Source organism: Cohnella cellulosilytica, from assembly GCF_042431195.1.
Lineage (GTDB): Bacteria > Bacillota > Bacilli > Paenibacillales > Paenibacillaceae > Cohnella > Cohnella cellulosilytica.
The window spans coordinates 98,971-125,140 of record NZ_JBHMDN010000007.1 but is presented as its reverse complement, the minus strand read 5'-3'; the positions used below and the strand labels follow the sequence as shown (position 1 = coordinate 125,140).

At 61.2% G+C, this 26,170-nt stretch carries 16 protein-coding genes; 12 read left to right on the top strand and 4 right to left on the bottom strand.

The genetic code is table 11. The annotated features are described in order from the left end of the window. The first annotated feature begins 24 nt into the window (after positions 1-24). The 5 genes from ACFFT4_RS03615 to ACFFT4_RS03595 all read left to right on the top strand — a co-directional run bounded on the left by ACFFT4_RS03615 (position 25) and on the right by ACFFT4_RS03595 (position 8,760). Positions 25-1,350: a glycoside hydrolase family 125 protein gene (locus ACFFT4_RS03615; protein WP_378045157.1), complete on the top strand. Its 1,326-nt coding sequence runs from the start codon at positions 25-27 to the stop codon at positions 1,348-1,350. Further along, the gene (locus tag ACFFT4_RS03610) at positions 1,343-4,453 is read left to right on the top strand and encodes a beta-galactosidase (RefSeq protein WP_378045155.1); all 3,111 of its coding nucleotides are present in this window, start codon (positions 1,343-1,345) and stop codon (positions 4,451-4,453) included. Before ACFFT4_RS03615 ends, ACFFT4_RS03610 begins: the two co-directional genes overlap by 8 nt. Before the next feature lie 19 nt (positions 4,454-4,472). Further along, positions 4,473-7,244 carry an alpha-mannosidase gene (locus ACFFT4_RS03605; protein ID WP_378045154.1) on the top strand — a complete coding sequence of 924 codons (2,772 nt, stop codon included), beginning with the start codon at positions 4,473-4,475 and terminating at the stop codon, positions 7,242-7,244. Between the two features lie 147 nt (positions 7,245-7,391). Further along, entirely contained in the window at positions 7,392-8,123 is a 732-nt protein-coding gene (locus tag ACFFT4_RS03600) for a ZIP family metal transporter (RefSeq protein WP_378045152.1), read from the top strand. Between the two features lie 19 nt (positions 8,124-8,142). Then, the gene (locus ACFFT4_RS03595; RefSeq protein WP_378045150.1) at positions 8,143-8,760 is read left to right on the top strand and encodes a DUF8426 domain-containing protein; all 618 of its coding nucleotides are present in this window, start codon (positions 8,143-8,145) and stop codon (positions 8,758-8,760) included. Positions 8,761-8,913: 153 nt separating this feature from the next. Here the strand turns inward: ACFFT4_RS03595 and ACFFT4_RS03590 are convergent, their stop codons facing one another. After that, positions 8,914-9,282, bottom strand: a complete 369-nt coding sequence (locus ACFFT4_RS03590; RefSeq protein WP_378045148.1) for a helix-turn-helix domain-containing protein — start codon at positions 9,280-9,282, stop codon at positions 8,914-8,916. 224 nt (positions 9,283-9,506) lie between these two features. Here ACFFT4_RS03590 and ACFFT4_RS03585 point away from each other — a divergent pair, with 224 nt between their 5' ends. Together ACFFT4_RS03585 and ACFFT4_RS03580 are read left to right on the top strand one after the other, a co-directional pair. Continuing rightward, positions 9,507-9,863, top strand: coding sequence for a LytTR family transcriptional regulator DNA-binding domain-containing protein (locus tag ACFFT4_RS03585; RefSeq protein ID WP_378045146.1), 357 nt, complete (start codon positions 9,507-9,509; stop codon positions 9,861-9,863). 73 nt (positions 9,864-9,936) lie between these two features. Further along, positions 9,937-10,215, top strand: coding sequence for a hypothetical protein (locus tag ACFFT4_RS03580; protein WP_378045144.1), 279 nt, complete (start codon positions 9,937-9,939; stop codon positions 10,213-10,215). 201 nt (positions 10,216-10,416) lie between these two features. On the opposite strand, the gene ACFFT4_RS03575 is transcribed toward ACFFT4_RS03580, so the two are convergent. Both ACFFT4_RS03575 and ACFFT4_RS03570 read right to left on the bottom strand, forming a co-directional pair. Continuing rightward, positions 10,417-13,392 carry a DEAD/DEAH box helicase gene (locus ACFFT4_RS03575; RefSeq protein WP_378045142.1) on the bottom strand — a complete coding sequence of 992 codons (2,976 nt, stop codon included), beginning with the start codon at positions 13,390-13,392 and terminating at the stop codon, positions 10,417-10,419. Then, positions 13,389-15,032 (bottom strand): SWIM zinc finger family protein, encoded by a 1,644-nt coding sequence (locus ACFFT4_RS03570; protein ID WP_378045141.1) that lies wholly within the window; start codon positions 15,030-15,032, stop codon positions 13,389-13,391. Before ACFFT4_RS03570 ends, ACFFT4_RS03575 begins: the two co-directional genes overlap by 4 nt. Positions 15,033-15,260: 228 nt before the next feature. Here ACFFT4_RS03570 and ACFFT4_RS03565 point away from each other — a divergent pair, with 228 nt between their 5' ends. Further along, positions 15,261-17,021 (top strand): methyl-accepting chemotaxis protein, encoded by a 1,761-nt coding sequence (locus ACFFT4_RS03565; protein WP_378045139.1) that lies wholly within the window; start codon positions 15,261-15,263, stop codon positions 17,019-17,021. A gap of 32 nt (positions 17,022-17,053) precedes the next feature. Here ACFFT4_RS03565 and hflX read toward each other — a convergent pair whose 3' ends face one another. After that, positions 17,054-18,340 carry a GTPase HflX gene (hflX, locus tag ACFFT4_RS03560; protein WP_378045137.1) on the bottom strand — a complete coding sequence of 429 codons (1,287 nt, stop codon included), beginning with the start codon at positions 18,338-18,340 and terminating at the stop codon, positions 17,054-17,056. Between the two features lie 504 nt (positions 18,341-18,844). Here hflX and ACFFT4_RS03555 point away from each other — a divergent pair. The 4 genes from ACFFT4_RS03555 to ACFFT4_RS03540 all read left to right on the top strand — a co-directional run bounded on the left by ACFFT4_RS03555 (position 18,845) and on the right by ACFFT4_RS03540 (position 26,011). Continuing rightward, on the top strand, positions 18,845-19,948 hold the full coding sequence (locus ACFFT4_RS03555) for a site-2 protease family protein (RefSeq protein WP_378045530.1): 1,104 nt from the start codon (positions 18,845-18,847) through the stop codon (positions 19,946-19,948). A gap of 149 nt (positions 19,949-20,097) precedes the next feature. After that, entirely contained in the window at positions 20,098-23,859 is a 3,762-nt protein-coding gene (locus ACFFT4_RS03550; RefSeq protein WP_378045136.1) for an RCC1 domain-containing protein, read from the top strand. Positions 23,860-24,083: 224 nt separating this feature from the next. Continuing rightward, a complete protein-coding gene (locus ACFFT4_RS03545) occupies positions 24,084-24,692 on the top strand; it encodes a TetR/AcrR family transcriptional regulator (protein WP_378045134.1) in 609 nt (202 codons plus the stop codon). 47 nt (positions 24,693-24,739) lie between these two features. Then, entirely contained in the window at positions 24,740-26,011 is a 1,272-nt protein-coding gene (locus tag ACFFT4_RS03540) for an MFS transporter (RefSeq protein ID WP_378045133.1), read from the top strand. The last annotated feature ends 159 nt before the right edge of the window (positions 26,012-26,170 follow it).

Here is a 26,170-nt window from a genome sequence, read left to right as displayed (position 1 = left end):
TTGCCATGGAGGGATTTATCAATCATGGAACAATTCCGGTTACCTAAAATTGCTATGCCCAAGCTGGAGCTGCCCCGTGCGGTGCAGGACGCGCTGACCGAAGCGGAGAGCCGGCTGGCCCATCGACCCAAGCTGTCGGAGCTGTTCCGCAACTGCTTCCCGAACACGCTGGAGACGACGACCAAGCTGCTGGACGACGGCACGACGTTCGTCATTACCGGAGACATCCCGGCCATGTGGCTGCGCGACTCCGTCGAGCAGGTGATCCATTACGTGCCGCTGGCCAAGGACGACGCCGACCTGCAGCGAATCATCGGCGGACTGGTCAAGCTTCATATGAGATTGATCCGGATCGATCCTTACGCCAACGCTTTTAACGAGCTGGACAACGATTGGCATTGGAACGCCGACGACGTCACCGAGATGTCGCCCTGGGTGTGGGAGCGCAAGTTCGAGCTCGACTCGATCTGCTTCTCGATGCGGCTCGCTTACGCTTATTGGAAGGAGACGGGGCTGGCCGACATCTTCGACTCCGAGTTCAAGAAGGCGATGCGGACGGCGGTCGACTTGTGGAAAAGGGAGCAGCGGCATTTCGAGCAGTCGCCTTACCGCTTCGAACGGAACAACGGCGTAGCGACCGACACGCTCATGAACGACGGGTTGGGCATGCCGGTCAACTATACGGGCATGGTCTGGTCCGGCTTCCGTCCGAGCGACGACGCCTGCGATTTTCACTACAACATTCCGGACAACATGTTTCTCGTCGTCACGCTGCGGCAGATGCGGGAAATCGCCGAATTCGTCTTCCGCGATCTGTCGTTCGAACAGGAGATGGCCAAGCTGGAGCGCGAGGTCGATCACGGCATTCGTCTGTACGGCGTCTACCGCCATCCGGAATTCGGCCCGATCTACGCGTACGAGACGGACGGCTTCGGCAATTACTGCCTGATGGACGACGCGGGAACGCCGGGCTTGATCTCGATTCCGTACCTGGGCTACACGACCGTGGACGATCCGATCTACGAAAATACGCGGCGCTTCGCCCTGAGCAAGGAAAATCCGTTCTATTATGAAGGCAAAGCGGCCAGAGGCATCGGAAGCCCGCACACGCCGCCGGATTACATCTGGCATATGGCGCTGTCGATGCAGGGGTTGACGGCGAAGGCGGACGAGGAGAAACTGGAGATGATCGCCTTATTGGAAGCGACGGACGCCGATACGGGGTTTATGCACGAAGGCTTCCATGCCGACGATCCGAACACGTTCACGAGGAAATGGTTCGCCTGGTCGAACAGTCTGTTTTCTCAGTTAGTCTATAAGTCGATGAAGGCGGGATTGCTGGATGGCTAAAACGGTAATTTTCTACGATCCTTCGTTTCCGGGCGCCGCGGCGCTCGGGAGCGAGGCGAGGGAGCGGCTGGCGGCGATCGGCACGGTTGCCGGCGCCGCGGATTTGGCGGCGGCGCTGAAGGAAGCGGACCGAGGGAGCTTCGTTACGCTTCACGCCCCGTATTTTCCGGCGGACGCCTGGGAGGAGACGCTGGCTTTCCTGCAACGGGGAGGCGGACTGGTCAGCGCGGGCGGCGCTCCGTTCCGCAGACCGGTCAGACCGGCGCCGGACGGCGGATGGCACATCGAACCGGAACAAACCGCATATCATCGGCAGCTGCGCGTTCACGAGGCGCTGCCGGTCCAATCCAAGCCTGTCGCGAAGCTGGAAGCGGCGGGCGATCTGCCGTTATTCGGGGGCTGCGAGGCGCTGCTCGACGTCGCGGATACGTGGAACCTCGTTCCGCACGTGACGAAGTCGAGCGACCTGCCGCACCAGATGGGCTCCGCGGGGCCGATGGACGCGTTTATTTACGCGCTTGTGAAGGGCGTCTCGTCCGAAGGGCGGGAGGTGGCCGCTCCGGTCGTGCTGTGGGAGAACATGCGGGGCGAGTTCGCCGGCGGGCGCTGGCTGTTCGTCAACCAGCCGCTTGGGCGTTCGTTCGCCGAAGCCGGCGGCTTCGAGGCGCTGGCGCGCTGGGCGTCGTTCTGCGCGGCGGGCGCGACCGAGCTGTGGATCAAGCCGAACTACGCCTCTTACGAGCTGCACGAGCGTCCGCTGCTGACGCTTCAGGCGCAGAAGCTCGGACGCGGCGGCCCGGCCCGCGAGTGGACGTTCTCGATTCGCGTCGTACGGGAGCGGGACGGATATGTCGTATTCGAGCACCGGCTTGCGGCTCGGATCGGCGAAGAGATTCTATACGAGCGGATTCCGCTGCCGGTCGACCTGGACAGCGGTTACTACGCGGTGACGTGCGAGGCCGAAGCTTCGGACGGCGAGAAGCGCATTCTGCGCCAAGGCTTCTGGGCTGCCGACGCGGAGCTGCTGAAAGCGGGCAGCCCGATCGGCGCCGGCAGGGATTATTTCGAGAAGGACGGGCAGCCGCTGCCGATCGTCGGCATGACGTATATGACGTCGGACGTGGCTCGCAAGTTTCTGTTTCTGCCCAACGTCGCCGTCTGGGACAAGGACATGGCGCAGATGCGCAAGGCCGGCATCAACTGGATTCGCACCGGCATCTGGACCGCTTACCGCAACCTGATGCAGGTGGACGGCCACGCCTCGGAGGAGGCGCTGCGCTCTATCGACGCGTTCTTCATGACGGCCAAGAAGCACAGGCTGCAGGTGACGTTTACGTTCTTCTCGTTCACGCCGGAGACGTGGGAAGGGACGAATCCGTATCTCGACCCGCGCAGCGTGGAGGCGCAGAAGCGCTTCGTTCGTTCGATCGCAAGCCGTCATCGGGAGACGACGAACGTCGATTGGGATTTGATCAACGAGCCGTCGATGTTCGATCCCGCGCGGATTTTCTCGAGCGGTCCCCGCTCCGGCCGGGACGCGTTCGAGCGCCGGGCTTATGTGGAATGGCTGGCCGAGCGGCACGGCACGATCGAGGCGCTGCGCGAGCGCTGGGGCATGACCCCGGGCGAGCTGCCGGACTTCGCCTCCGCGGCCGTTCCCGAAGCGGAAGAGATCAACTTCGACGTGCAGGATATGCATCAAGGCAAGCGCGGGACGCGCTGGCTGGATTACGTCTTGTTTTCGATGGAAATGCATAATCGTTGGGCCAGGGAGCTGTACGGCGCGATCAAGGACGTCTGCCCGAACCAGCTCGTCACGGTCGGCCAGGACGAGGCGCTCGGAGCGCAGCGGCCGTCCCCGTTCTTCTATCAGGAGGCGGCGGACTACACGACGGTGCACAGCTGGTGGCTGAACGACCATCTGCTGTGGGACGGCATTTTCGCCAAGACGGCGGACAAGCCGAATGTCGTGCAGGAAACGGGCATCATGTATGTGGAGACGCCGGAAGGCTTCGCCAAGCGGAGCGAGGAAGAGCTGCGCGCCATGCTGGAGCGCAAGTACGCCTACGCGTTCTCGACGGGCGGAGCGGGCGCGATCCACTGGATCTGGAACACCAACTTCTATATGGACAACGCCAACGAATCGCACATCGGCGCTCTGCGCGCCGACGGCACGGAGAAGCCGGAGGCGGACGTGTCGTATCGGTTCGGCAGCTTTATGGAAGAGATCAAGGGACTGTTTCGGGACCGCGAGCTGGAGGATGTCGCCGTCGTGTTCCCTTATTCCAACGATTTTTCGAACCGTAATCTGGCCTTCGACGCCACGACGCGCCTGACGCGGGTGCTCGGCTATGAGCTGAACGTGCCGTTCCGCGGCGTGTCGGAATACCATCTGAGCGAGCTGGAGGCCGCCCCGGCCAAGCTGGTCATTATGCCGTCCGCGCACAATGTCGACGACAAGGCGTTCGCGGAGATGCTCGATTACGTCGCCCGTACCGGCGCGACCCTGCTGTTCACGGGACCGATGGGCATCGACGCGTACTGGCGCCCGGCGGAAAGGCTGGCCGATGCGTTCGGACAGCGGAAGCTGAGCAACGTTGTTCGCGAGGAACGGCTGGTCATCGGCGGCGCATCCTATCCGGTGTCCTACGGCAATCGGAGAATCGCCCAGGTATTCAAGGAGATCGCCGTCGAGAACAGCGGCTCGGGCTCGGCGGGCGATGCGGTCGTCGAAGCGGCGTACGGCAAAGGGCGCGTCATCTGGTGTCCGCTGCCGGTGGAGCTGAACGATCGCGTCGAGCCGATTGCGGCGCTGTATGCCTACGCGCTGAAGGCGGCCGGTTACGAGGCGGACCTGGAGTGGCTGGAAGGCGACTTGCCCGGCGTATACGGGCGGCGGTTGAAGTTCCGGGACGGCTCGCTGTATGTGTTCGTGTCGGAATATGCCTTCGATACGTCCGTACGGGTGAAGGACCCGCTTACGGGCGCTGCGTACGGCTTCAAGCTGGAACGAGAAAGAGCGGTGCTGTTCGCAACGGACGGAGAAGGGCGGATCGTGTCCGTCTACCGGCCGGAGGAAGCGCAGATAACCGTCAAAGCCTAAACGGTGAGGAGCATGCGTCATGACAGACAACAATAATCGAAAGACGGCGCATATCATCTCGCATACCCACTGGGATCGCGAATGGTATTTGCCGTACGAGAAGCATCACGTCCGGCTGATCGAGCTGATGGATACGCTGCTGGACACGCTGGAGCGTGAGCCGGAATACCGCAGCTTTTTCCTCGACGGGCAGACGATTATTTTGGAGGATTACCTTCAGGTCCGTCCCGACCGCAGGGAGCGGCTGGAGAAGCTGATCCATGAAGGCCGCATCCATATCGGGCCGTGGTACATTCTTCAGGACGCGTTCCTGACGAGCGGCGAAGCGAACGTTCGCAACCTGCAGATCGGGCACCGGGATGCGGGCCGTTACGGGAAAATTTCCAAAATCGGCTATTTCCCGGACACGTTCGGCAACATCGGGCAAGCGCCGCAATTGATGCGGCAGGCGGACATCGGCAACGCCGTGTTCGGCCGGGGCGTCAAGCCTACCGGGTTCAACAATACGGTGGCCGATTCCGATTACGAATCGTCCTTCTCCGAGCTGATCTGGGAAGGGCCGGACGGGTCGCGCGTGCTCGGCATCCTGTTCGCCAACTGGTACAGCAACGGCAACGAGGTGCCGGCCGATCCGGCTGAGGCGCAGGTCTACTGGGAGCGCAAACTGGCGGACGCAGGCAAATATGCGTCCACCGGAGAGCTGCTGTTCATGAACGGTTGCGACCATCAGCCGATCCAGACCGACCTGCCGGAGGCGATTCGCGTCGCCCGGGAGCTGTATCCGGATACGGACTTCGTCCATTCGAATTTCGCGGATTACCTGGCTTCGCTCGAGGGGGCGCTGAAGTCGGAGCTGTCGGTCGTGCGGGGCGAGCTCCGCAGCCAGCGTACGGACGGCTGGTCCACGCTGGTCAACACCGCTTCCGCCAGAGTGTATTTGAAGCAGATGAACGAGCGCGGCCAGACGCTGCTGGAGAAGGTGGCCGAGCCGCTCGCGGCATACGCTGCCGCGGCGGCCGGCGCGGCCTATCCGCATCATCTGTTTACGTACGCGTGGAAGACGCTGATGCAGAACCACCCGCACGACAGCATATGCGGCTGCAGCGTGGACGAGGTGCATCGCGAGATGGTGACGCGCTTCGACAAGAGCCGGCACGTCGCGGAGACGATCGTGGACGCGAGCGCAAGGTCGCTGGCGGAGGCCGTCGATACTTCGGCGTTCGCCGAGTACGGACCCGATGCCGTGCCGTTCGTCGTATTCAATACGACGGGCTGGGAGCGCGGGGGCACGGTCGAGGTCGAGCTGGACGCGGCGCGCATCTACTTCCGCGACGGCGTCGCCATGGACGAGATGATCCGGCGGATGAACGAGGCGGACGTCGCGGGCCGCGTCGTCGTCGATGCCGAAGGGAAGGTCGTCCCGCATACGCTGGAGGACCTGGGCCTGCAATTCGGCTACGACCTGCCGGACGACAAGTTCCGCCAGCCCTACTGGGCTCGCCGGGTGAAGCTTGCGCTGCAGGCGGGCGGCGTGCCCGCGCTGGGACACAGGGCGTACGCCTGGGCGAAGCCTTCCGCGGCGCTTGAAGCGGGCGGCGCGTCCGGCGTCCGGGCCGAAGCTTCGCTGGTATCAAGCAATCGCGTGCTGGAGAACGAGCATCTGCGCGTGGAGATCGCGGACGACGGCTCACTCTCGGTGACGGACAAGGCGAGCGGCGGCGTCTATCGCGACCTGCTCGTCTACGAGGATACGGGCGATATCGGCAACGAGTATATGTACAAGCAGCCGGACGGGGAAGCTCCGCTGACGACCAAGGGGCTGGAAGCGGAAATTACGGTGCTGGAGGACGCGCCGTACCGCGCCTCGATCGAGATCGTTCACTACTGGGCGGTGCCGGCTTCGGCGGACGAGCTGTTCGAGCGGGAGAAGCGGGAAGCGGTGTACTACCCCGAGCGCAAGGCGCAGCGGGTCGAGCACACCGTGCCGCTGACGATCCGCACCGTGGTCAGCCTGGAGCGGGACGGCAGGGGCGTCGGCATCCGCGCGGCGTTCGACAACCAGGCCAGGGATCACCGCGTTCGCGCGCTGTTCCCGACCGATCTTATCGCGGTTTCCCACCGCGCGGACGCGATCTTCGAGGCGGCGGTCCGTCCCAACGAACCGTCCGCGGAGTGGCAAAATCCGAGCAATACGCAGCACCAGCAAGCGTTCGCCGACGTCAGCGACGGCTCCCGGGGGCTTACGGTCGCCAATCGCGGACTGAACGAATACGAGGTGCTGCGGGACGGCCGCAATACGATCGCCGTCACGCTGCTGCGTTCGGTGTCCGAGCTCGGCGACTGGGGCGTCTTCCCGACGCCGGAGGCGCAATGCCTGGGCGAGCATGCCGCAGAGCTGACGATTATTCCCCATTCCGGGGACGGAGCGGCCTCGGGAGCGTTCGCGCTGGCCTACCAGTTCCCGGTTCCGTGGACGGTCGCCCAGACCGGCGTTCACGACGGCCGGCTGGCCGCGATCGACGCCCCGCTGCACTGGGAGGGCGAGGGCATCGCCTTCTCGTCGATGAAGCTCGCGGAGGACAGCGGCGATCTGATGCTGCGCTGGTACAACCTGCAGCCGGCGGAAGGCGAGCTGAGCGTCTACATGACGGGAGATTTCGCCCGCCTCTACAAGAGCGACGTGCTTGAACGCGTCGGCGAAGACGCGACGCCGTCCGATCGCGACGAGTCGCTGCGGGTTCGTCTCGGCAAGTGCGAGATTTACACGCTGGGCGTCGTTCCGGCCGAGTAAATCGCCATCAGGGGCTGTCCCTTTCCAGGTCGCCGTTCATCGGCCTGACCCGGGGGGATGGCCCTTATTTGCGATTGCAATGGCGGGCGATTCAAATTAGAATCAATTCAGACAGTCGCGTTGTCGGCAGGAAGGGAGCATTCGAATTTGGAGTCCGCTTTGCTCGGAAGTTTTATCTCGGCCATGGCCACCGTGCTTGGAGCCGCTCCCATTTTCTTCATCCGCAAGCTGTCCGAGAGATGGAAGGACATTCTGGTCGCCTTCACGGCGGGAATAATGGTGTCGGCTTCCACGTTCGGCCTGATGCCCCAGGCGATTAACGAATCGGGCGTTCTGGGCCTTACTCTCGGTCTCTTGATCGGAGTGGTCGTGCTCGATCTGATCGAGAAGAACATTCCCCATATCGACGTGGAGAACGACAGCCGGGTCAGCTCGTTCGATTCGAAATCGCTGCTTGTCATTATCGCGTTGTTCATCCACAACATTCCCGAGGGCCTTAGCACAGGCTTCAGCTATGCGAGCCAGAATCAAGGACTGGGGCCGATGGTGGCGATCTCGATCGGAGCCCAGAACATGCCGGAAGGACTGATTCTCGCCGTCTTCCTGATCAACTCGAAAGTAAGCAAGCTGCGGTCGTTCTCCATCGTTTTCCTGACCGGACTGATGGAAGCCGTCTCGGCGGCGGTCGGCTATTTTACGGCCAGCGGCATAGGCGGCATGATCGGCTACGGGCTGGCTTTCGCCGCGGGAGCGATGCTGTTCATCTCCTATAAAGAGCTGATTCCGGAGAGCCATGGCCACGGATTCGAGCGCTCCTCCACTTATTCGTTTATTCTGGGCTTGCTGATTATGCTCTATATTAGCCAATGGTTTGGATAAAGGAGGCGCACCGGCGAAAATGAAGCTGTACGGTATACGGCTGAATTCCGCGTTCGAGGGACGGTTCCCGGCGTTTCTGGAGGATAATTACGTCAGCATCGGCTATCCGGGCATCGGGGATTTGGAAGGAGCGGGCAGGGACGAGATCGCGGATCGATTGGCTCGTTCGGGCGGATATGAGGGGCCTGAGCTCCGGAGGATCGCGGAGGAAGTCCACCTGTTCGCGAGCGGCGTGCAGGACGGCGATTACATTCTGTTCGCGGACGGAGATACGGCGATGCTGGGCGATGTCGGGGATTATTTCTACGCGGAGTCGTCGGATACTCCCGAAGACGGAGCCTGCCATCGGCGCGGCGTGACGTGGCTGCACCGGATCGCGCGTTCGGAGCTGACCGGTCTCGTGCGGGACATGCTGGACGCTTCGGGCATCATCCGATCTTTTCCTTATCCTGTTCAATTGGCCCAACTGGACCGCTGGCTCTCTCCGCAGGGCGTTCAGCCGCCTGGCGCCGACCGGCCGAAGGTCGACGACGAGACGGTCGCGGAAGCGCTGGCGGTGCTCAAGGAGGCGCTGCGCAGCGCCGATCCGGACAGGCGGGAACGCGCCGCCGAGGCCATTTTGCGCTATGCGAAGTGAACGATGGCGCCCACGCCGGGCAATAACCTGCGACGAACCTCAAAACGGCTTCCCCGACTCGGAAGAGACGGGAAAGCCGTTTTGAGGTTTTTGGTATGCGGTGCGGAGGGGCGGCACGAAGGTTCCGTCCTGGGGCGGGTATGCATACACGTCCTAGCGCTTCTTGTCCGTCGAATACTGGTCGCCGTCTCCCAGAATCTCCCGCACGACATTGCGAACCATCCGAACCTGGTCGGGCTTCTGGTAGCGCAGCGCGGACAGGATTTCCTGCAAATCCCGCTCCGAGTCGGTGCGTTTTTCTTCCCCGTCTATGTAAGTGAACAGCTGCGACAGGCTGACCTCCAGCGCTTCGGAGATTTTCGCCAAATTCAGCAGGGAGACGTTCTTCTCGCCGCGTTCCACCTGCCCGATGTAGGAGTAGTGGAAGCCGCCTTTCTCCCCGAGCTGATCCTGCGACAGTCCCCGTTCCTTGCGCAAGCTTCGTATGCGTTGGCCGACGAGCTTCAGGATATCGTTCGCCAATCGTTTACACCTCTCATTCGTTCTTTCTCAGTGTAGAAAAGTAACGAGAGGGATTGAAGCGGTAGAAAGATACTGTAAATCTCAAAACTTGTATTCATAAATCGCATTTAAAGCTATAATCAAGACATTCGATTCTTTTCATCGCCTTAGATGCGATTTAGATGTATCATCTCCGCGCCGGAAAAACTTATGCGCAACAAGCCACCAAGGGGGGAAACGGACGGATGCTGCTGCCATTGCTGAATTCAAAAGGGGAGCATCGAATGCTGGATGTGAAGGAGATCGTGTATCTGCAGACGAACGGAGCGGGGAGGATGACGATTTACTCGTACGACGACGAATACAAGATGATCTCGACGGTCAAAGACCTGTCGGACCTGCTCGAAGAGTCGGGATTCGTTCGAACCGACCGGGGAACGCTCATTCATCCGAAACGGGTGGAGACGTTCGACGGGATTCTGAACATCGTCAAGCTGCGCACGAGGAACGGCGAGATTATCGCGCCGGTGTCGAGCAAAGCCCAGAAGCAAATTATGAATTATTTGAAAAGCTTGCGAGAGGTCCAGTTGGAAGAGGAATAATCGGGCGAACGTTTAGATTGCGCGGTTCATGACCATTCTAGTAAGGAATTCATATACTAGACGGGGTGATCGCATGATCTTGCTGTTAATCGCCGCAGGCCTGGCTTCCGTCGCTTGTATGACGGTTATCGGAATCGGCTCCCGCTCCTCGGCGGGCAAAGCGCTCGGAATGCTCTCGGCGGCGCTCGGCATTGCGCTTGGCGTAACCGCCGGCTCCGTGACGGCAAGCCTCGGAGCGGACGAAGCGACGGTGGCGGCCGTCGGCCTGCTCGGCTGCTCCTTGGTCATGATCGCGGGCAGCGCCGTCGCGCGCAGGCTGCTTCGGAGAGCGGGTCTCCATCGCCATCTATAAAGATAATCGACGAACAAGGTGCAAGGGGTATATATCTCCTTCCGCTGCTATACGCTCCTGAAATGGGAATGGTAAACCCGTTAATCGGTGATTTCAGGAGCGTATGAGGCAGTCTCCAGGAGATATATACCCCTTCTTTGTCTATCGATCATCTCAAGCAGCTCTGCTTAGGGGACAGCCCCTCGTATTTGCGGGAGGCCGTCAGCCGACGAGATCGCGGCGCAGCGTAAACAGATCCTTCAATTCCTCCGTCGACAGCTCGGTAATCCAGCCCTCGGAAGAGGAGACGACGTTGTCGCTAAGCTGCTGCTTGCTCTCCAGCATCTCGTCGATTTTCTCCTCCAGCGTGCCGAGCGCGATGAACTTGTGCACCTGCACGTCGCGCGTCTGTCCCATCCGGTAGGCGCGGTCCGTCGCCTGGTTCTCGACCGCCGGATTCCACCACCGGTCGAAGTGGAAGACGTGGTTCGCCGCCGTCAGATTCAGCCCTACGCCGCCGGCTTTAAGCGACAGGACGAACACGCCGGGACGTTCCTCCTCCTCCCCAGGCTCCGCGGTCGACTGGAACTGCTCGATCATCCGGTCTCTGGCCGCCTTGGGCGTGCTGCCGTTGAGGTAGAATACGGGCTCCTGCAATTCCTGGCCGAGAATCCGCTTCAGCATATTTCCCATGTCCACGTATTGGGTGAAGATCAGGCAGCGGTCTCCTTCTTCGCGCAGCTCCTTGACCATGGCGAGCAGGCGCTCCAGCTTGGAGGAGCGTCCGGCGAGCGCCTCGACGTCGAGCGGCGCTTCTTCCTTCGCGGTTTCGGGCGCGGCTTCCTTGGTCAGCAGCAGCGGGTGATCGCACAGCTGCTTCAGCCGGGTCAACGCGGCCAGAATCGCCCCTTTGCGCTCGATGCCCTCCAGCTTTTGCATCTTCTCCATCAGCTCGTTCACCGTCTGCTCGTACAGCGCGCCCTGCTCGGCGGTCAGATGGACGTAGGTTTTCATTTCGTTCTTGTCCGGCAAGTCGAGCTGGATGGCCGGGTCCTTCTTCTTGCGCCGCAGCATAAACGGCTTGATCAGCTTCTGCAGCTCGGCGGTGCTTTGCTCGTCCCTTTCCCTCTCGATCGCCGCGGCGAAGCGGCTGCCGAACTCCCGCGAGCTGCCCAGGTAGCCGGGATTGATAAAATCGTACAGCGACCACAGCTCGGACAGCCGGTTTTCGATCGGCGTTCCGGTGAGCGCGATGCGGTGTCTGGCCGGCAGACTGCGCACGACGGCCGATTGCTTCGTCTGGGCGTTTTTGATGTTCTGCGCTTCGTCCAGGCTGATTGAGGTCCACGTCAGCCCCTGGAGCGTCTCCTGGTCGAGGGAGCAGGTCGCGTACGAGGTCAGCACGACGTCCGCGCGCCGGGCCTCTTCGACGAATTCCTCCCCGCTCAGACGCTTGCTCCCATAGTGCAGCATCACCTGCAGCGAAGGGGCGAACCGGCTGATCTCCTTCTGCCAGTTGCCGAGCACGGACGTCGGGCAGACGATCAGCGACGGCATCGGTCGCTCGCCTCCGGCCGCGCTCTCTTGAATGTGCAGCAGATAAGCGATCAGCTGCACCGTCTTGCCGAGGCCCATATCGTCCGCGAGACAGGCGCCGAGTCCGAATCTGTGCAGGAAGCTCAGCCAGGCGTACCCTTCCTGCTGGTAGGGGCGAAGCTCCGCCCGCAGCCCGGTCGGCACGGCGAGCTTGGGCTGCTCCGACTGCTGCGTCAGCTGGCCGATCAGCCTCGTCAGATGCGCGTTGAGCTCGACCTCCAGCCGGATGCGCTGCTCCCGGTCGGCGTCCTTCTCCGCGTCTTCTTCCCGTCCGGGCTCCCACTCGCCGTCTCCTCCCAGCAGATGCAGCTGGAGAACCTGCTGGAACGAGAGACCTTGACGCCTGTCCACGGCGGACATGGCCCTGCGGATTTGCGCCAGCAGCGCCGGATCGAGCTGAATCCACTGGCCGCGGAAGCGAACCAGCCTGGCGCCCCTGGCGACCAGCTCGGCGAACTCCGCCTCCGACAGATCGACGTCGCCGATCGCGATTCTCCAGTCGAAGTCGACCAGCGAGTCGAGTCCGAACAGCGACCCGCCGGCGCGGCTTCCTTCGCTGGAGCCGACTTTGGCCCGGAGCCGGGGTTTCTTCCGGCTGGCCGCCTCCCACCAGGCGGGAAGCAGCACCTGCCAGCCGGCCGCCAGCAGCCGCTGGCTGTCCGCCGTCAGGAAGCGCCAGGCGGCCTCGTCGTCCAGCGGCTCGGCGAATACGTCGCGGGGAGAGCCGTTGAAGCGGTCGTCCGGCAGCAGGGCGAGCAGCCGCTCCAGCCATTGCGGCGAGCGCTGTCCGACATACGGCGACCATTCGCGCGGCCATGTGCCGAGCAGCTCTCCGGTCGCAGCCAGCCGCGCCGGGAAAGTCGCCGACTCGTCCTGTTTGTCCTGGAGCACGAGCCGCAAGCGCCAATCGTCCGCCTGCTCGTTCGGCTCCAGCAATTGCAGCGCGGGCCGGAAGGGCGCGTTGTCCGCCTTCCAGCCGATGGAGACGAGCCAGTCGTCCTCGGTCAGCCCGGCATGGACAAGCTTGTCTTTGGACGAGAAGAGCAGCGGGTATTCCCGGCGCAGATCGCCAGCCGACGTCGGCTGGCCGTATTGCCGGCCGAAGACCGCCGCGGAGAACGCCGCCCGGAGCCCGGTCGCGAACTCTTCGTCCGCCGCGGCCGCCTCCAGCAGTGCCCGTTCTTCCGGAGACAAGGCCTCTTCGTCCCACGCCCACTCCAGCTTATCCGCCAAATAGGCTTCGTAGCTCGGATGGTATTTTTTCTCCCCGATCCGGTGGGCCAGAAGCGGGGCGAGCCCGAGCAGCCGTTCGCCGCGATCGTCCCATTCCCACTCGATATGCCGAAGCAAGTTCGGCTCGGCGAAGAAAGGAACGACCATCTCGGACGGGAGCACGACGGCTTCGATCTCCTCCAGGGCATGGACAACCAGCTCCGTCCCGTAAAAGGAGGGCTCGTGCCAGGCGAACAGCGCTTGCTTCAGGGCGATTCCCGAGACAGAGCCGTAGCCTTCGACGTAGTAGCCGTGCATAAGAGCGTCGCCGTAGCCTCCGAGCAGAACGCGCACGCGGATTTTTCTTTCGATCGGTTTGGACATCGTCATTGCAGCAGCTTTCCTTTCCGAAGCTCCTCTTGAAGCGCGCGCAGCCGGCTGTGTCTGCCGACGAACGCGTCGAGGAATTCCTCCCAGCGAGCTTCCCGTTTCAGCTTCTTATACAGCTTCGCCAATCTCTTGAGCAGCTTGACCGCCGTTTTGTAGCCGTCCCTGTTTTTAAGCAGCACGTAGCGTTCGACCGCATGGTGGTAGAAGGGGAGCAGCGCTTCCGGCGCGTTCTTCTCGATCGGCGCAAGATCGGTTACGCGGAACTCCAGCGGATCGCTGCCCATGCTCATCTGGAAGTCCATCCAGCGGCGCCATTGCCCGGTCTCCAGCAGCTTGGCTTCATATAATTCCCGGGTATGCGGCAGCAAGGAGACGAGACAGTCCCACATCCGCGGTCCGGCCTCCGGAAGCCGGCGTACGGCCAGCTCCCAATATTCGGAATAGGCGCGCACGCTGCTGGCCCGGCGGAGATTGAGCAGCGGAGCGACCTCCGACAACCAGTCGGCGAGCCTGGGCCAGCTGCCGACATGCGCGAGATAGTCGAGGAGCTCCAGTAAAAACGTTTCGGGAATGTCCGTCTTTTCGTCGATCGACCGCAGCAGCCGCCAGGCCTCTTCGTCGTTTCCTTGAAACGTGCGCAGCGCAGCCAGGGCAACGTTAAGGGCAAGAGAAGCGGGAGAATCGGCGGACGCGTTCGGAGCTTCGCCGATGCGGGCGATCTCGTCTTCGCAGGCGGAGGAGGCTTCGGCGCGGGGAACGAACCAGAGCCTCCAGACCTGCAGGTAAATTTGCAAGTAATAATGGTTGTCGTTCGTTTCGGCCAACATCTCGCTTCGCAGATAGACCAGCGTCTGTCTGGCCCTCGCCGCGTTATCCGGGAGCGCGGCCGCTTCGGCCATCTGGACGATGCGCTGGGCGATTTTGCCCTGCAGGTCCGAGGCCGCGTGATGCGTGTGAAAAGCCAAATAGGAATACATGTAGCCGGACAGATCCTGCGGCTGCTGGGTCAGCTTGCCGAGCACGTAGAGGTGGGCGTGCAGCAGGAAAAAAGCGTCGACGACCGCCGGAAGAGAAGGCTTATGCCGGTAGATCGCCGCCAGAGCGTCGTTGATGAACTGCGTGTTCCGCGAGCTCTGCATCAGCGGCGCGGTCGCCAGGGCGAACCACTCGTGCCATTCCTTCACGCTGAGCGCCGCGATGTTTTTGGCCTGCTTCTGCAGCAGGGCGAGATCGTCCGCGGCCTTCTTGGCCGCAAGCTGCTTGGCTTCGTTATAGGAAGAAGAGCGGGCCTTGGGCGCGGCGTCTCCCGCGACCGATTTGGCGTTGATCAGCGTATGGATCGACCGGTTATGCATATCGGCGTACCGGAGAATCGAGGCGAACATATGCTTGCAGTAGTAGCCGACGGGACAGTCGCAGCGGCTTGACGGGAAGGCATCGAGATGGATCGAGACGTGATAGAGATCTCCGCCCTCGACGACGGTTTTCACCAATCGCTCGGAGGGGAGGGTGAGCTTTACGACTCTGCCCCGTTTGAAATACTGGAAGCCTCTGCTGATCGTCACCTCGCCGAAATGCTTGGCGACGTCGCGAACGAGGCGATCCCATTGTTCGTCGTCCAATTCGTAAGTCGGTATCATATTTTCAAGTCTCCCGAGTCATCGAAATCAGCAAGCTATCCCTTAATTATAACATGTTCGGCAGAGTTTCGCCCGCATTTTCGCACATATGTTCGGGTGTTGAAACGTTCACAGATTTGCCCCATATCGGACTTGAAACGAGAAATCGGCTCATACATCTTCTGATATTATGGATGGAGAGAGATTAGGAAAAAATAACTAGGATTTGTGGGTCGGAGGGCTTGTCTTATGTCAAAAAACGCGAAATATTCACGCATGCTCACGATTAGAAAAAAACTGTTGACGGTTTGTTTCTTTCTGCTGATCGTTCCGATTCTCGTGCTCGGCGTAGTCGCTTACCGGGTAGCGTCCGGAGAAACGACCGACCTGATCCAGAAGGGCTTGAAAAACAACGTAAGAATGGCAAGCGAGATGCTGAACGCTTTGGACGAGTCCGTCCGGCAGGGCTCGCTCCCGCGGGAGGAGGCCGAGGAGACGCTGCGGACCTTGCTGCTGGGCGCGAAGCAGGCGGACAATACCAGGCCGATCAACAAAACGATAGATTTAGGGGAAAACGGTTATTTCTATGTGATGGACGACAAAGGCAATTTGCTGGCCCATCCGAGCAACGAAGGCGAAAACATATGGGACAAGCAAACCTCCGACGGCACGTATTATATCCGCGACGTGACGGCGGCCGCGCTTGCCGGCGGGGGCTTCACCTATTACGATTGGCCGCTGCCCGAATCCGACAAGGAAGCCCGCAAGATCGTCTACGCCGAGATCAATCCGAATTGGGGATGGGTCATTGCGGCCGGCTCCTACGTTCAGGATTACAACGAGGGAGAAAGGGCGATTCTGTGGGCGCTCGGAATTACGCTGGTCTGCTGTGTGGTCGGCGGCTTGATCGCGCTCGTGCTGTTCAGCGAGCATATTTCGCGGCCGGCCATTCGCATCACCAGGTTGGCGGAGCAAATCTCGCAGGGCGATCTGACCGGCGAAGAGCTGAACATTCGCAACCGCGACGAAATCGGCCGGTTGGGCGCCGCCTTTAACCGGCTGGCGCACAATCTGAGAGAGCTGGCGGGCAACCAATTGCTCAGCGCCAACGCCCTCGCCTCCTCCTCGACGCAGCTGTCGAGCGTGATCGGGGATACGGTGAGAGCGGCGCACCAGACATCGGAATCGCTCGCCGAATTGGCGGCGACCAACGAAACGCAATCGAAGGGAATCGAAGAGACGGCCAAGGCAATGGAAGAGATGACGATCGGGATCGGCCGGATCGCGAATTCGGCGGGCATGACGTTCGAAGCCTCCGCGTCGACGTTAAAGCGGGCCGAGGAGGGCCGCGAGCTGATCGGCCAATCCTCCGACCGGATGAGCACGATCAGCGGCACGGTCGGAGAGATCGGCCAAGTCGTCGGCCGCCTCGGCGACCGTTCGCAGCAGATCGCCGATATCTCCCTGGCGATCCGGGAAATCTCGGCGCAGACGAATTTGCTGGCGCTGAACGCCTCCATCGAAGCGGCCCGGGCGGGCGAGCACGGCCAAGGCTTCTCCGTCGTTGCGGGCGAAATCCGCAAGCTGGCGGAACGCTCCGACGAATCCGCCATCCAGGTGACGGAGCTGATCGAAGCGATCGTCGGCGACATTGAGAAGGCCGGCGCATCGATGGAGAGAGGCGAGCGCGACGTGCAGCTCGGCATCGCCTCCATCCGGCAGACGGGCGAAGCCTTCGCGCATATTTACGAAGCGACGCGCAGCGTCGCGGACCAGGCCGAGGAGGCCTCCGCCGCCGCCGAGCAGATGTCGGCCAGCGCGCAGGAGGTTGCCGCGTCGCTGCAGCAGATGGAGCGGGGCTCCGCCAGGTCGGCCGAGACGGCCGGCACCATCTCCGCCGCGAACGAGGAGCAGCTGGCGTCCATGGACGAGATCGCTTCGTCCGCGGAACGGTTAAGCCAAATGTCCGTCAACATGAAGGAGCTTGCCGGTCGGTTCAAAATCAGCTAAGCCTCGCGCAAGCCCGGTCGGAACCATCGCGTTCAGCTCGGGCTTGCGGACGCGAACAAGCTCCGATACTTCTCGTAATCGGCTTCCCGGCAGGTCATCTCCAGCCGGGTGCCGTTTTCTTCGTGGCTCATCGCGTGGATGACCGCGTTTTCTCTGAAATAAGAGACGAGCCGTCCCTGAGCGAACGGGATCAGCACCTCGCAGGTTTTGTCGTCCGTGAAGATCCGGCTGCCGATCAGCCCGAGGAGCTCGTCGATCCCGGCGCCTTCCCGCGCGGACAAGCAGATGCCTCCGTCCGCTTCCGCGGGATAGCTCATATCCTCCGCCAAGTCCGCTTTGTTGTAAACGTACAGCGACGGGATATCCCCGGCGCCGAGCTCGCGGAGCGTCCCGTTCGTCACTTCGATCCGCTTGGCGCGCTCGGGATCGGAGCAGTCGACGACATGCAGCAGCAGGTCGGCGTTCGTGACTTCCTCGAGCGTCGAGCGGAACGCCTTGATCAGATGGTGGGGCAATTGGCTGACGAAGCCGACGGTGTCGGCCAGCAGGAACGAGCGGCGGCTGGGCAGCGCGATGCTGCGAACCGATGTTTCCAGCGTGGCGAACAGCATATCCTTGGCCAGCACCTCCTTGTCCGAACCCGGATCTACCTTCCGAATAATCGCGTTCATCAGGCTGGATTTGCCCGCGTTCGTGTAGCCGACGAGGCAGACGACGGGAATTTCGTTTTTGCGCCGCTGGCTGCGCTGTACCTGGCGTCTGGCCGTCAGCTTCTCGAGATCGGCCTGCAGCGCCGCGACCCGGTCTTCGATCCGCCTGCGGTCCAGCTCCAGCTTCGTTTCGCCCGAGCCCCGATTTTTCAGACCCGCGCCGCCGCCCTGACGTCCCAGAGCTTCGCGCAATCCGACCAGACGCGGCAGCATATATTGCAGCCTGGCGACTTCGACCTGCAGCTTGGCTTCCCGAGTCTGCGCGCGGCTGGCGAAAATATCGAGAATCAGCAGCGTCCGGTCGATGACCCGGCAATCGAGCTCCGCTTCGAGATTGCGGATTTGCGAGGGGGACAGCTCGTCGTTAAAGATCGCGATCCCGGCTTCGCAAGCCGCCATCGTTTCCTTCAGCTCTTTCAGCTTGCCGCTTCCCATATAGGTTGCGGTGACGATTTTTTCCGCTTTCTGCGTGACTTCCCCTGCGACCTCCAGCTCGCAGGCTTCGGCCAAGCTGCGCAGCTCCTCCATCGAGGCGCGGAAGCCCGGAGCCTGATTCAGCTGCACCCCGACCGCGATTGCTTTATCTCTCGTTTGTTCTATTCGTTCCATAGGTTAATTCCTCCATTCGTAAAAAAACGCAACAAAAAACACAGACATCTCTCTGCCTGTGCGGTCGTATGACGATAGAGGTTCCGAATGAACCGTACCTACACCAACGTCGCAACGCAAACGAACATGCCCGAAAACAGATAGCCGCACCGTTGGCCATCTCTCATCCGTTCCGCGCATATCCGTACCGTTCGCCGTTATAAAAGGGTTATAGGACAGACTTATCCAGAGTCCTCTGCACGCAGGCAGAGCCTTAAGCGCTATTCAATTAGCCGCGCAAGGTTCTAACTCGGATGAAGTCAATCACTCGTAACCCCTCCATTTCCTGTAAGTACGTGTAAGTGTAGCACAGCTTTCGCCGGCAAGTAAAGGCATAGAAAATTTTCGAGACGAAACTAGGCTTTGTCCCCGAACGTATTATAGGGGATAATAGGAAGAAATCCATCGCATTGAGGGTAACGAAGGGAGTCCGACGTGGATAAATCCAAAAGCAGATCGCTGCTGATGGGAATCGGCGTATTCCTGTTGGCGAAGTTCAAATGGGTGCTTGCGCTGCTCAAGTGGACCAAATTCGGCGGCACGCTGATCACGATGATGGTGAGCCTGGGGGCGTACGCCGCGCTGTACGGATGGAAATTCGGCGTTGCGGTCGTCTATCTCATTTTCGTTCACGAGATGGGGCACGTCCTGGCGGCCAAGCGCAAGGGAATCGAGGTGTCGCCGGCGTTTTTCATCCCGTTTATGGGCGCGTTCATCTCGATGAAACAGATGCCCAGAGACGCGGCTACAGAAGCCTATTTGGCTTACGGAGGGCCGCTGGCCGGACTGATCTCCTTTTTGCCCGCCGTCGCGCTGTACGAGTGGACGGGAGAGCCTCTCTGGGCGCTGGTCGTTTTCCTGGGAGCCATGATTAATCTGTTTAACTTGATTCCGGTTTCCCCGCTGGACGGAGGCCGCATCGTCTCCGTGCTGTCGACGAAAATTTGGCTGATCGGGTTGATCCTGCTCGGGGTTTACGCTTTTATCTCGCATAGTCCGATCGTGATCTTTATTTTGATTATCGGCGCGTTCAGTTGGTGGAATCGGGCCAGGGAAAGCTACCGGGGAGGGCTGCTCGGGCACGAGAAGTGGAAGCTGGCCGAATTCCGCAGAGAGCTGCTGCGCTGGCCGAACCTGACCGGCACTTGGGAGCTTAAGCAGTCGCTGATCGCGCAGATCGAGACGGCCAGGCGCGCGGAAGAGGAGGGCGGCAGGGGAAGGCTTATCCCGTTCCTGCAGGATGAGGAGAAGCTGGCCCGGGAACAGGTTCGCATGGATCGCGAATTCGCCGAACGGATGCTTGCGCTGCTCCAGGAGTGGGAGTACGAGCCGGTACAGTACGAGGACGGCGATCCCGACAAGCCGATTCCTTCCCACCTGCTCACGGAGGAAGTGCGGAAAATCGACGAGGCGCTCGCCGGAATCGAGGAGGAGCTGCGGCGCTATCGTACGTACTACGAGGCCCCCGCATCCGTGAAATGGAAGGTGCTGGCCGCTTATCTGCTGCTGGCCGGCGTGCTGTCCGTATTCATGCTGTACGGGCATCGGATCATGGAGCTGCATAGATAATCGATGTAAGGGACGCTTGCCGAACGATCGGCAGGCGTTTTTTTTGTTAGCGGGGTTAACTTTCGTCAATCGAATTGCGCGGTTTCCCTTCGTAAAATGGAAGGAGGTATGTACAGGCTATAGAAACGCAAAGGAAGGATGAGGAGGAAATGTCGCGATTCGCTAAAATAGGCTTGAGTCTGCTGCTTCTGCTGGGGGTGATTCCGCTGCTGCCCGGCAAGGCCGCCCGAGCGGCGGAGCCTTACGTCATCGCTCCCCAGATCGCACAGGGTTATTATCACGGCTTGGCATTGGTTTCGGACGGAACGGTATGGAGCTGGGGCCGGAACGTGCACGGACAGCTGGGGATCGGGTCGACGACGGGGAGAGCGGTTCCCGTCCAAGTGAGCGGATTGGAAAGGGTAAGATTGATCGCCACCGGCATTCGCAGCAGCTATGCCGTCACGGAAGAGGGCGAATTGTGGGCATGGGGACAGAACGAGGACGGCCAATTGGGCGACGGCACGACGACCAACCGTACGCTGCCGGTTCGAATTACGGGGATCGACGGCCGTATTATCGCGCTGTCGTCCGGTATTAGCTACCACATGCTTGCGTTAACGGACGACGGCAAAATATGGGCATGGGGAAACAACGCCGGCGGAGAGCTCGGAGACGGAACGACGGAGGATCGGACCTCCCCCGTGCAGGTAGTGCCGGAACTGGACAATGTCGTCGCCGTTGCCGCGGGAGGCTGGCACAGCCTCGCGCTCAAGGCGGACGGGACCGTCTGGACGTGGGGAAGCAACGACTACGGACAGCTCGGAGACGGAACGACGACGAACCGCTCCGCTCCGGTGCAGGTGGACATCGACGATGTGGCGTCGATCGCCGCCGGCAATTTCCACAGCCTGGTCGTCAAGAAAGACGGAACGGTATGGAGCTGGGGAAGAAACACTTGGGGAATGCTCGGGGACAGCTCGGGCTTCGACCGGCACGAGCCGGTGCAGGTCAGTCTGATCGACAACGTCAAAGCCGTCGTAGGCGGCGGCTTTCATAGCCATGCCGTAACGAATGACGGCCAGGTGTGGTCCTGGGGCCTTAACTATCAGGGACAGATCGGGGACGGAACGGGGGAGTGGCGGTATATTCCGGTGCAGATCGGGGCATCCGACGTTGTGGCGGTTACCGCCGGAGGATTTTCCGGCTCGGCGATGAGATCCGACGGAACGATGCTGGGCTGGGGGCTCAATTCGAGCGGAGAGCTGGGAGACGGTACGACGCTGGAGCGGCGCAGCCCCGCCGTTACGAAAGCGATCACCGATGTGACCCCGCCAACGCTGGCCAATCGCGAAATAACGGCAAGCGACATCACCCATTCCGAAGCGACGCTCGTTTGGACGAAAGCGACGGACAATATGACCCCGTCCTCCGAGCTGGAGTACCGGGTCTACAGAATAGGGGGAAATACCGCGGACACGGTCGCCGCCGTCGAAGGGGGCACGCCGCTCGGCTCGTACGAGGCGGATATCTCGACGATGCGGATTAACGGGATGTACGGAGGACAAACGTATCACTACGCGGTTGTGGTCAAAGATAAAGTGGGCGAGAAAAGCGTATACGCCAAAAAAGCGATCAAGACGCTGCCCGAGCCGACTTATATCGTGAAATACGAAGGCAACGGCAATACGGGCGGAGAGCCTCCTCTGGATCCGTTCGAGTATTGGGTCGACGAGTATGCCGAAGTGTTGGACAATCTGGGCGGCTTGGAAAAGACGGACGCTACGTTCGGCGGCTGGAATACGCTCCCCAACGGGAACGGCGTCGCTTACGCTCCCGGGGATATCCTCGTGATGCCGGCGAACGACGTGACGCTGTTCGCGCGCTGGATTGCCGGGCCCGACACGACGGCTCCGCGAGCGGCCGGGTACGAGCCGGCTCCGGGCTCCGTCGGCGCATCCGTGAACAACCCGCTAACGCTCAGCTTTAACGAGCTCGTGACGGCGGTTGCGGGCAAAACGATTACGTTGTCCAGAGCGGACGGAAGCTGGTCGGAGACGTACGCTGTAACGGATGCCGCCAAGGTGACGGTAGCCGGAGCCAGAGTCACGATCCATCCTTCCGTCGAATTGGAGCGCTCGTCCGACTATGTGGTGCGGATCGATGCGGGCGCGTTCGAGGACGCCGCGGGCAACGGATATGCGGGCATCGCGGACGATGCGACGTGGACGTTCGCGACCGAAGGCGAGCCGACGGCTCCGTTAAGCGACGACGCCACGCTGGTGTCGTTGGCATTGGCGAGCGCCGGCGGAGCCGCGGTGCCGCTTAGCCCCGCATTCGCCCGTGCCAATAAGCTGTACTCGGCAAGCGTGGCCAGCACCGTGTCGTCGGTGTCGGTAACGGCGGCAACCTACGATGCGCGGTCCAGCGTGGCCGTCAGCGTATACGGCAGCGACGGTCTTCCCGCCGCCGGACCGATCTTGCTGACGAACGGCGTTCCCGGTCAGCAGCTCGCGCTGCAAACGGGGATGAACCGGATCGGCCTGCACGTCACGGCGGAAGACGGATCTTCGCTTGGCTACGATATTTTCGTGTTCCGTGCGACCTCATCGTCCGGCGGCAGCGGCGGCGGGGGAAGCGGAGGCGGAGGAAACGGCGCAGGAAATGTTGGAGGGAACGGAGGCGGAGCGGGAGGAGGCGAACCGACGGCGCCGGTATCCGGGATCAAAGCTTCGCTAAGCGGACAGCCGCTGCCGGGGGTTGCCGTGGAGCGGGAAACGCCGAACGGCTTAACGGTTTCCCTGCGCACCGAAGCGTTCCTCGAGCGGTTGGCCGCGGGAGGAGATAAGCCCACGGTCGTCATCGAGGCGGACCAATCGGATACGAACGTGCTGCTGGAGCTGACGGGCAACGTCGTTCAAGCTCTCGAGGATCGCACGGCGATGCTGGAGGTCCGGACGTCGTACGGAAGCTATCGCCTCCCGGCGGCGTTTATCGACATCGCGGCGCTCGGGGCCAAGTTTGGGGGATCGTCCTCGTTGAACGAGGTGAGCGTACGGATCTCCATTGCGCATACGGATGGCGCGTATGCCGGCCTGCCGGGCATTGTCGGCCAACCGGTCGAGTTCTCGGTATCGGCCGAATATGCTGGAACGCGTACGGAGATCGAACAGTTCCCTGGCTTCGTGGAACGTAATCTTCCGATTCCGCCCGGAGCGGAAGGAGTCACGACCGTCGTCGCGCTGGAGCCGGACGGCTCGGTCCGGCACGTCCCGACCCGAATAGAGACGGTCGGGGGGAAGCGAGTGGCGATTGCAAGCAGCTTGACGAACAGCGTCTACGCGCTTCTTGCGCATCCGTCGGCATTCGCGGACGTCGAGAAGCACTGGGCGAAGAGCGAGATCGACGGCCTGGCATCGCGTCTGGTCGTGCGCGGCAACGAGAACGGAGCGTTCCTGCCCGGAGCGTCGGTCTCGCGGGCGGAATTCGCGGCGATCTTGACGAGGGCGCTTGGATTGCCCGAGCGCGGCGCGGAGTCCGGCTACGCGGACGTGGCTCCGAACGCCTGGTATGCGGGCGCGGCGGCGCAAGCCCGGAAATACGGCCTTGTCGAGGGGGACGGACAGGGCAACTTCCGGCCGACGGCGGCGATTACGCGGGAGGAAGCGGCCGTGATGCTGGCTCGGGCGATGAAGCTGACGGGCTTGAACGACGGAGCCTCCGCGTCCGAAGCGTTCGTGGCCGAGCAGTTGGCCGCATTCCGCGATTCGGGAGACGTCAGCCTGTGGGCCCGCCAGGCGCTGGCGATCGGGGTCGGCGAGCGCCTGCTGCAGGGAAGCCGGGCGGCGCTGCTGCCCAAGAACGCCATTACGCGCGCGGAAACGGCGGTTATCGTGAACCGGCTGCTGCAGCGTTCCGGCCTTATCGATTGATGCTCGCAAGCGATACGAAAGGAAGCCGCCTTGTCCGGGTCTTGCGGCCCGGAGAGGCGGCTTCCTTTCTTTTTCGCCTAATGACGAGTCGTTTTTCATCCGATGATACAGTTTCGATTCGCCTCAAGGCGGGCCGCAGCGGAGTTATACGAACGACAACCCGTTGCGTTCGGAGCCTGCTTCGGTCTATAATTAGACCAAACGGTCGGTCTAAGGAGGGCGGCATGGCTAGAGGACGTTCGGACGGCGAAGAGACGAAGAGAAGGATTACGGCCGCGGCTCGACAATTGTTTACGCGGAAAGGCTATGGCGCGGTTTCGATGAACGAAGTATGCGTCGAGGCCGAGGTGAGCAAGGGCAGTCTGTATCACCATTTCACGAGCAAGGATGAACTGTTCCTGAAGGTCATCGAAGAGGATTCGGAGCAGTGGAGCAGGGAATGGGAGAAAATCCGGGAGAGGACAAGCTCGACGGAGGATCAGCTGTACGCTCTGGCCGAGCATTACGCGAACGATTTCCAAAATCCGCTGCTTGCGGCTCAGGAGGAATATTCGCGCAGTCGGCCGATTACGGGCGACGTGTTGGACAGATTGCTGCGCATCTCCGACAATAATTCCCAAGCATGCCGGAGCGTTCTTGGTGACGGGATGGAGAAGGGAGACTTCGCAGGGGGAGAGCTCGATCGGTTGGTCATTCTCGTCAGCAGCATGCTGGAGGGCTTGGGCAAGATTTACTATATGCTCGATCGCGACAAAGAGCAGCACAAGATAAGGGAGTATTACCGCGATGCGGTGAAGCTATTGTTAGAAGGGATCCGCGCCAAGCGTAATTAACATGCGCCGCCAAGCTTGGCCTTTTTTTTAACCATTAATTAGACCGAATGGTCGGTCTATTTGGAGGAGCAGGCATGCTATTCAAAAATCGAACGTTCCGGTTGATCTTCGTATCCGATTTGTTGCAGCAGACGGCGATCTGGATCCGGAACATGGCTTTGCTGTATTTTGTCCTGGAACGGACGAACGGGGACAAGTTTGCCGTATCCCTGCTGTCCATCGTCGAGTACGCGCCGATCTTCGTCTTCTCCGTAATCGGCGGGGTGCTGGCGGACAGATGGAATCCGAAACGAACGATGATTGCGGGCGATTTGCTCAGCGCGGCCTCTATACTTGTCATCCTGGTCCTTATAGCCAACGATGCGTGGCAGTCTTTGTACGGAGCCGTTTTCGCGTCGGCTATTCTGAGTCAATTCTCCCAACCGTCTTCGGCGAAAATATTCAAGGCCCGCGTACCCGAGGAACAAGTTCCGGCGGCGATCGGATTGACGCAGAGCATGAGCTCGCTGTTCCTGATTCTGGGGCCGGTTGCGGGCACGGCGATCTATCAATGGGCCGGGCTTGGCGCTTCGCTAATCGCCTTGCCGATCCTGTTCCTGCTATCCGCCGCGGTGCTGTCGTTCCTGCCCGCGGAGCAAACCGCCGCCGCTCCTTCCACCGCTACGCTTGGCGAGGATATGCGGGACGGCATTCGCTTCGTCCGGTCGGAAGGCGGCTTGAAAAAGCTGCTGCTGTCCTTCGCTTTGATCGGACTGGGCGGAGGTTTGGTGCAGCCGCTGGAGATCTTCATCGTCACCGAAAGACTGGGGCTGTCCCCGGACAACGTGCAATGGTTCGCAGCCGCGGACGGCCTCGGCTTGCTGCTCGGCGCCCTGGCCGCGGCCGCTTTCTCGGGGCTCTTGAACTTGCGCTATTTGTTCCCGACAGCGGTCGTTTTTCTGGGGGTGACGTACGCCGTCGAGGCTTTGTCCGTCTGGCCCATACTGACGGGGATGTTCCGGTTTGCTAACGGCATTCTGCTCGCGGTGCTCAATACCGCTGTGGGGAGCTATGTCATTGCGAAAATTCCGGGCGAGATGGTCGGGAGGGTAAGCGGAATCTTAACTCCGCTCTCGATGGGCGCACTGCTGATCGGTACGTCGGTATCGGGACCTCTAAGCCACAGCGGCGGAGTCGTGACCGCGTATTTAACGGCGGCGGCGCTGTGTGTTCTGTCGGCTTGGCCGGCGCTGGGACTGCGTTTCATGAGGCAGACGCCTCCTCCCAAAAAGGAAAAAGAAACCGCAGCGCCGGCGGATTCGCATTCGGCCAGCGATTGAAGGATTGCAAGCTGCGAAGCGGAAGCCGACTGTCCGGGTCTAGTGGTCCGGAGAGGAAGTTTCCCTTCTTTTCTCCTAATGACGAGTCGTTTTTCATCCGATGATACTAATGAGCCGCGAACGGAAAGTCACGTTGAAATCTCGTTTCGCCTCAAGGTG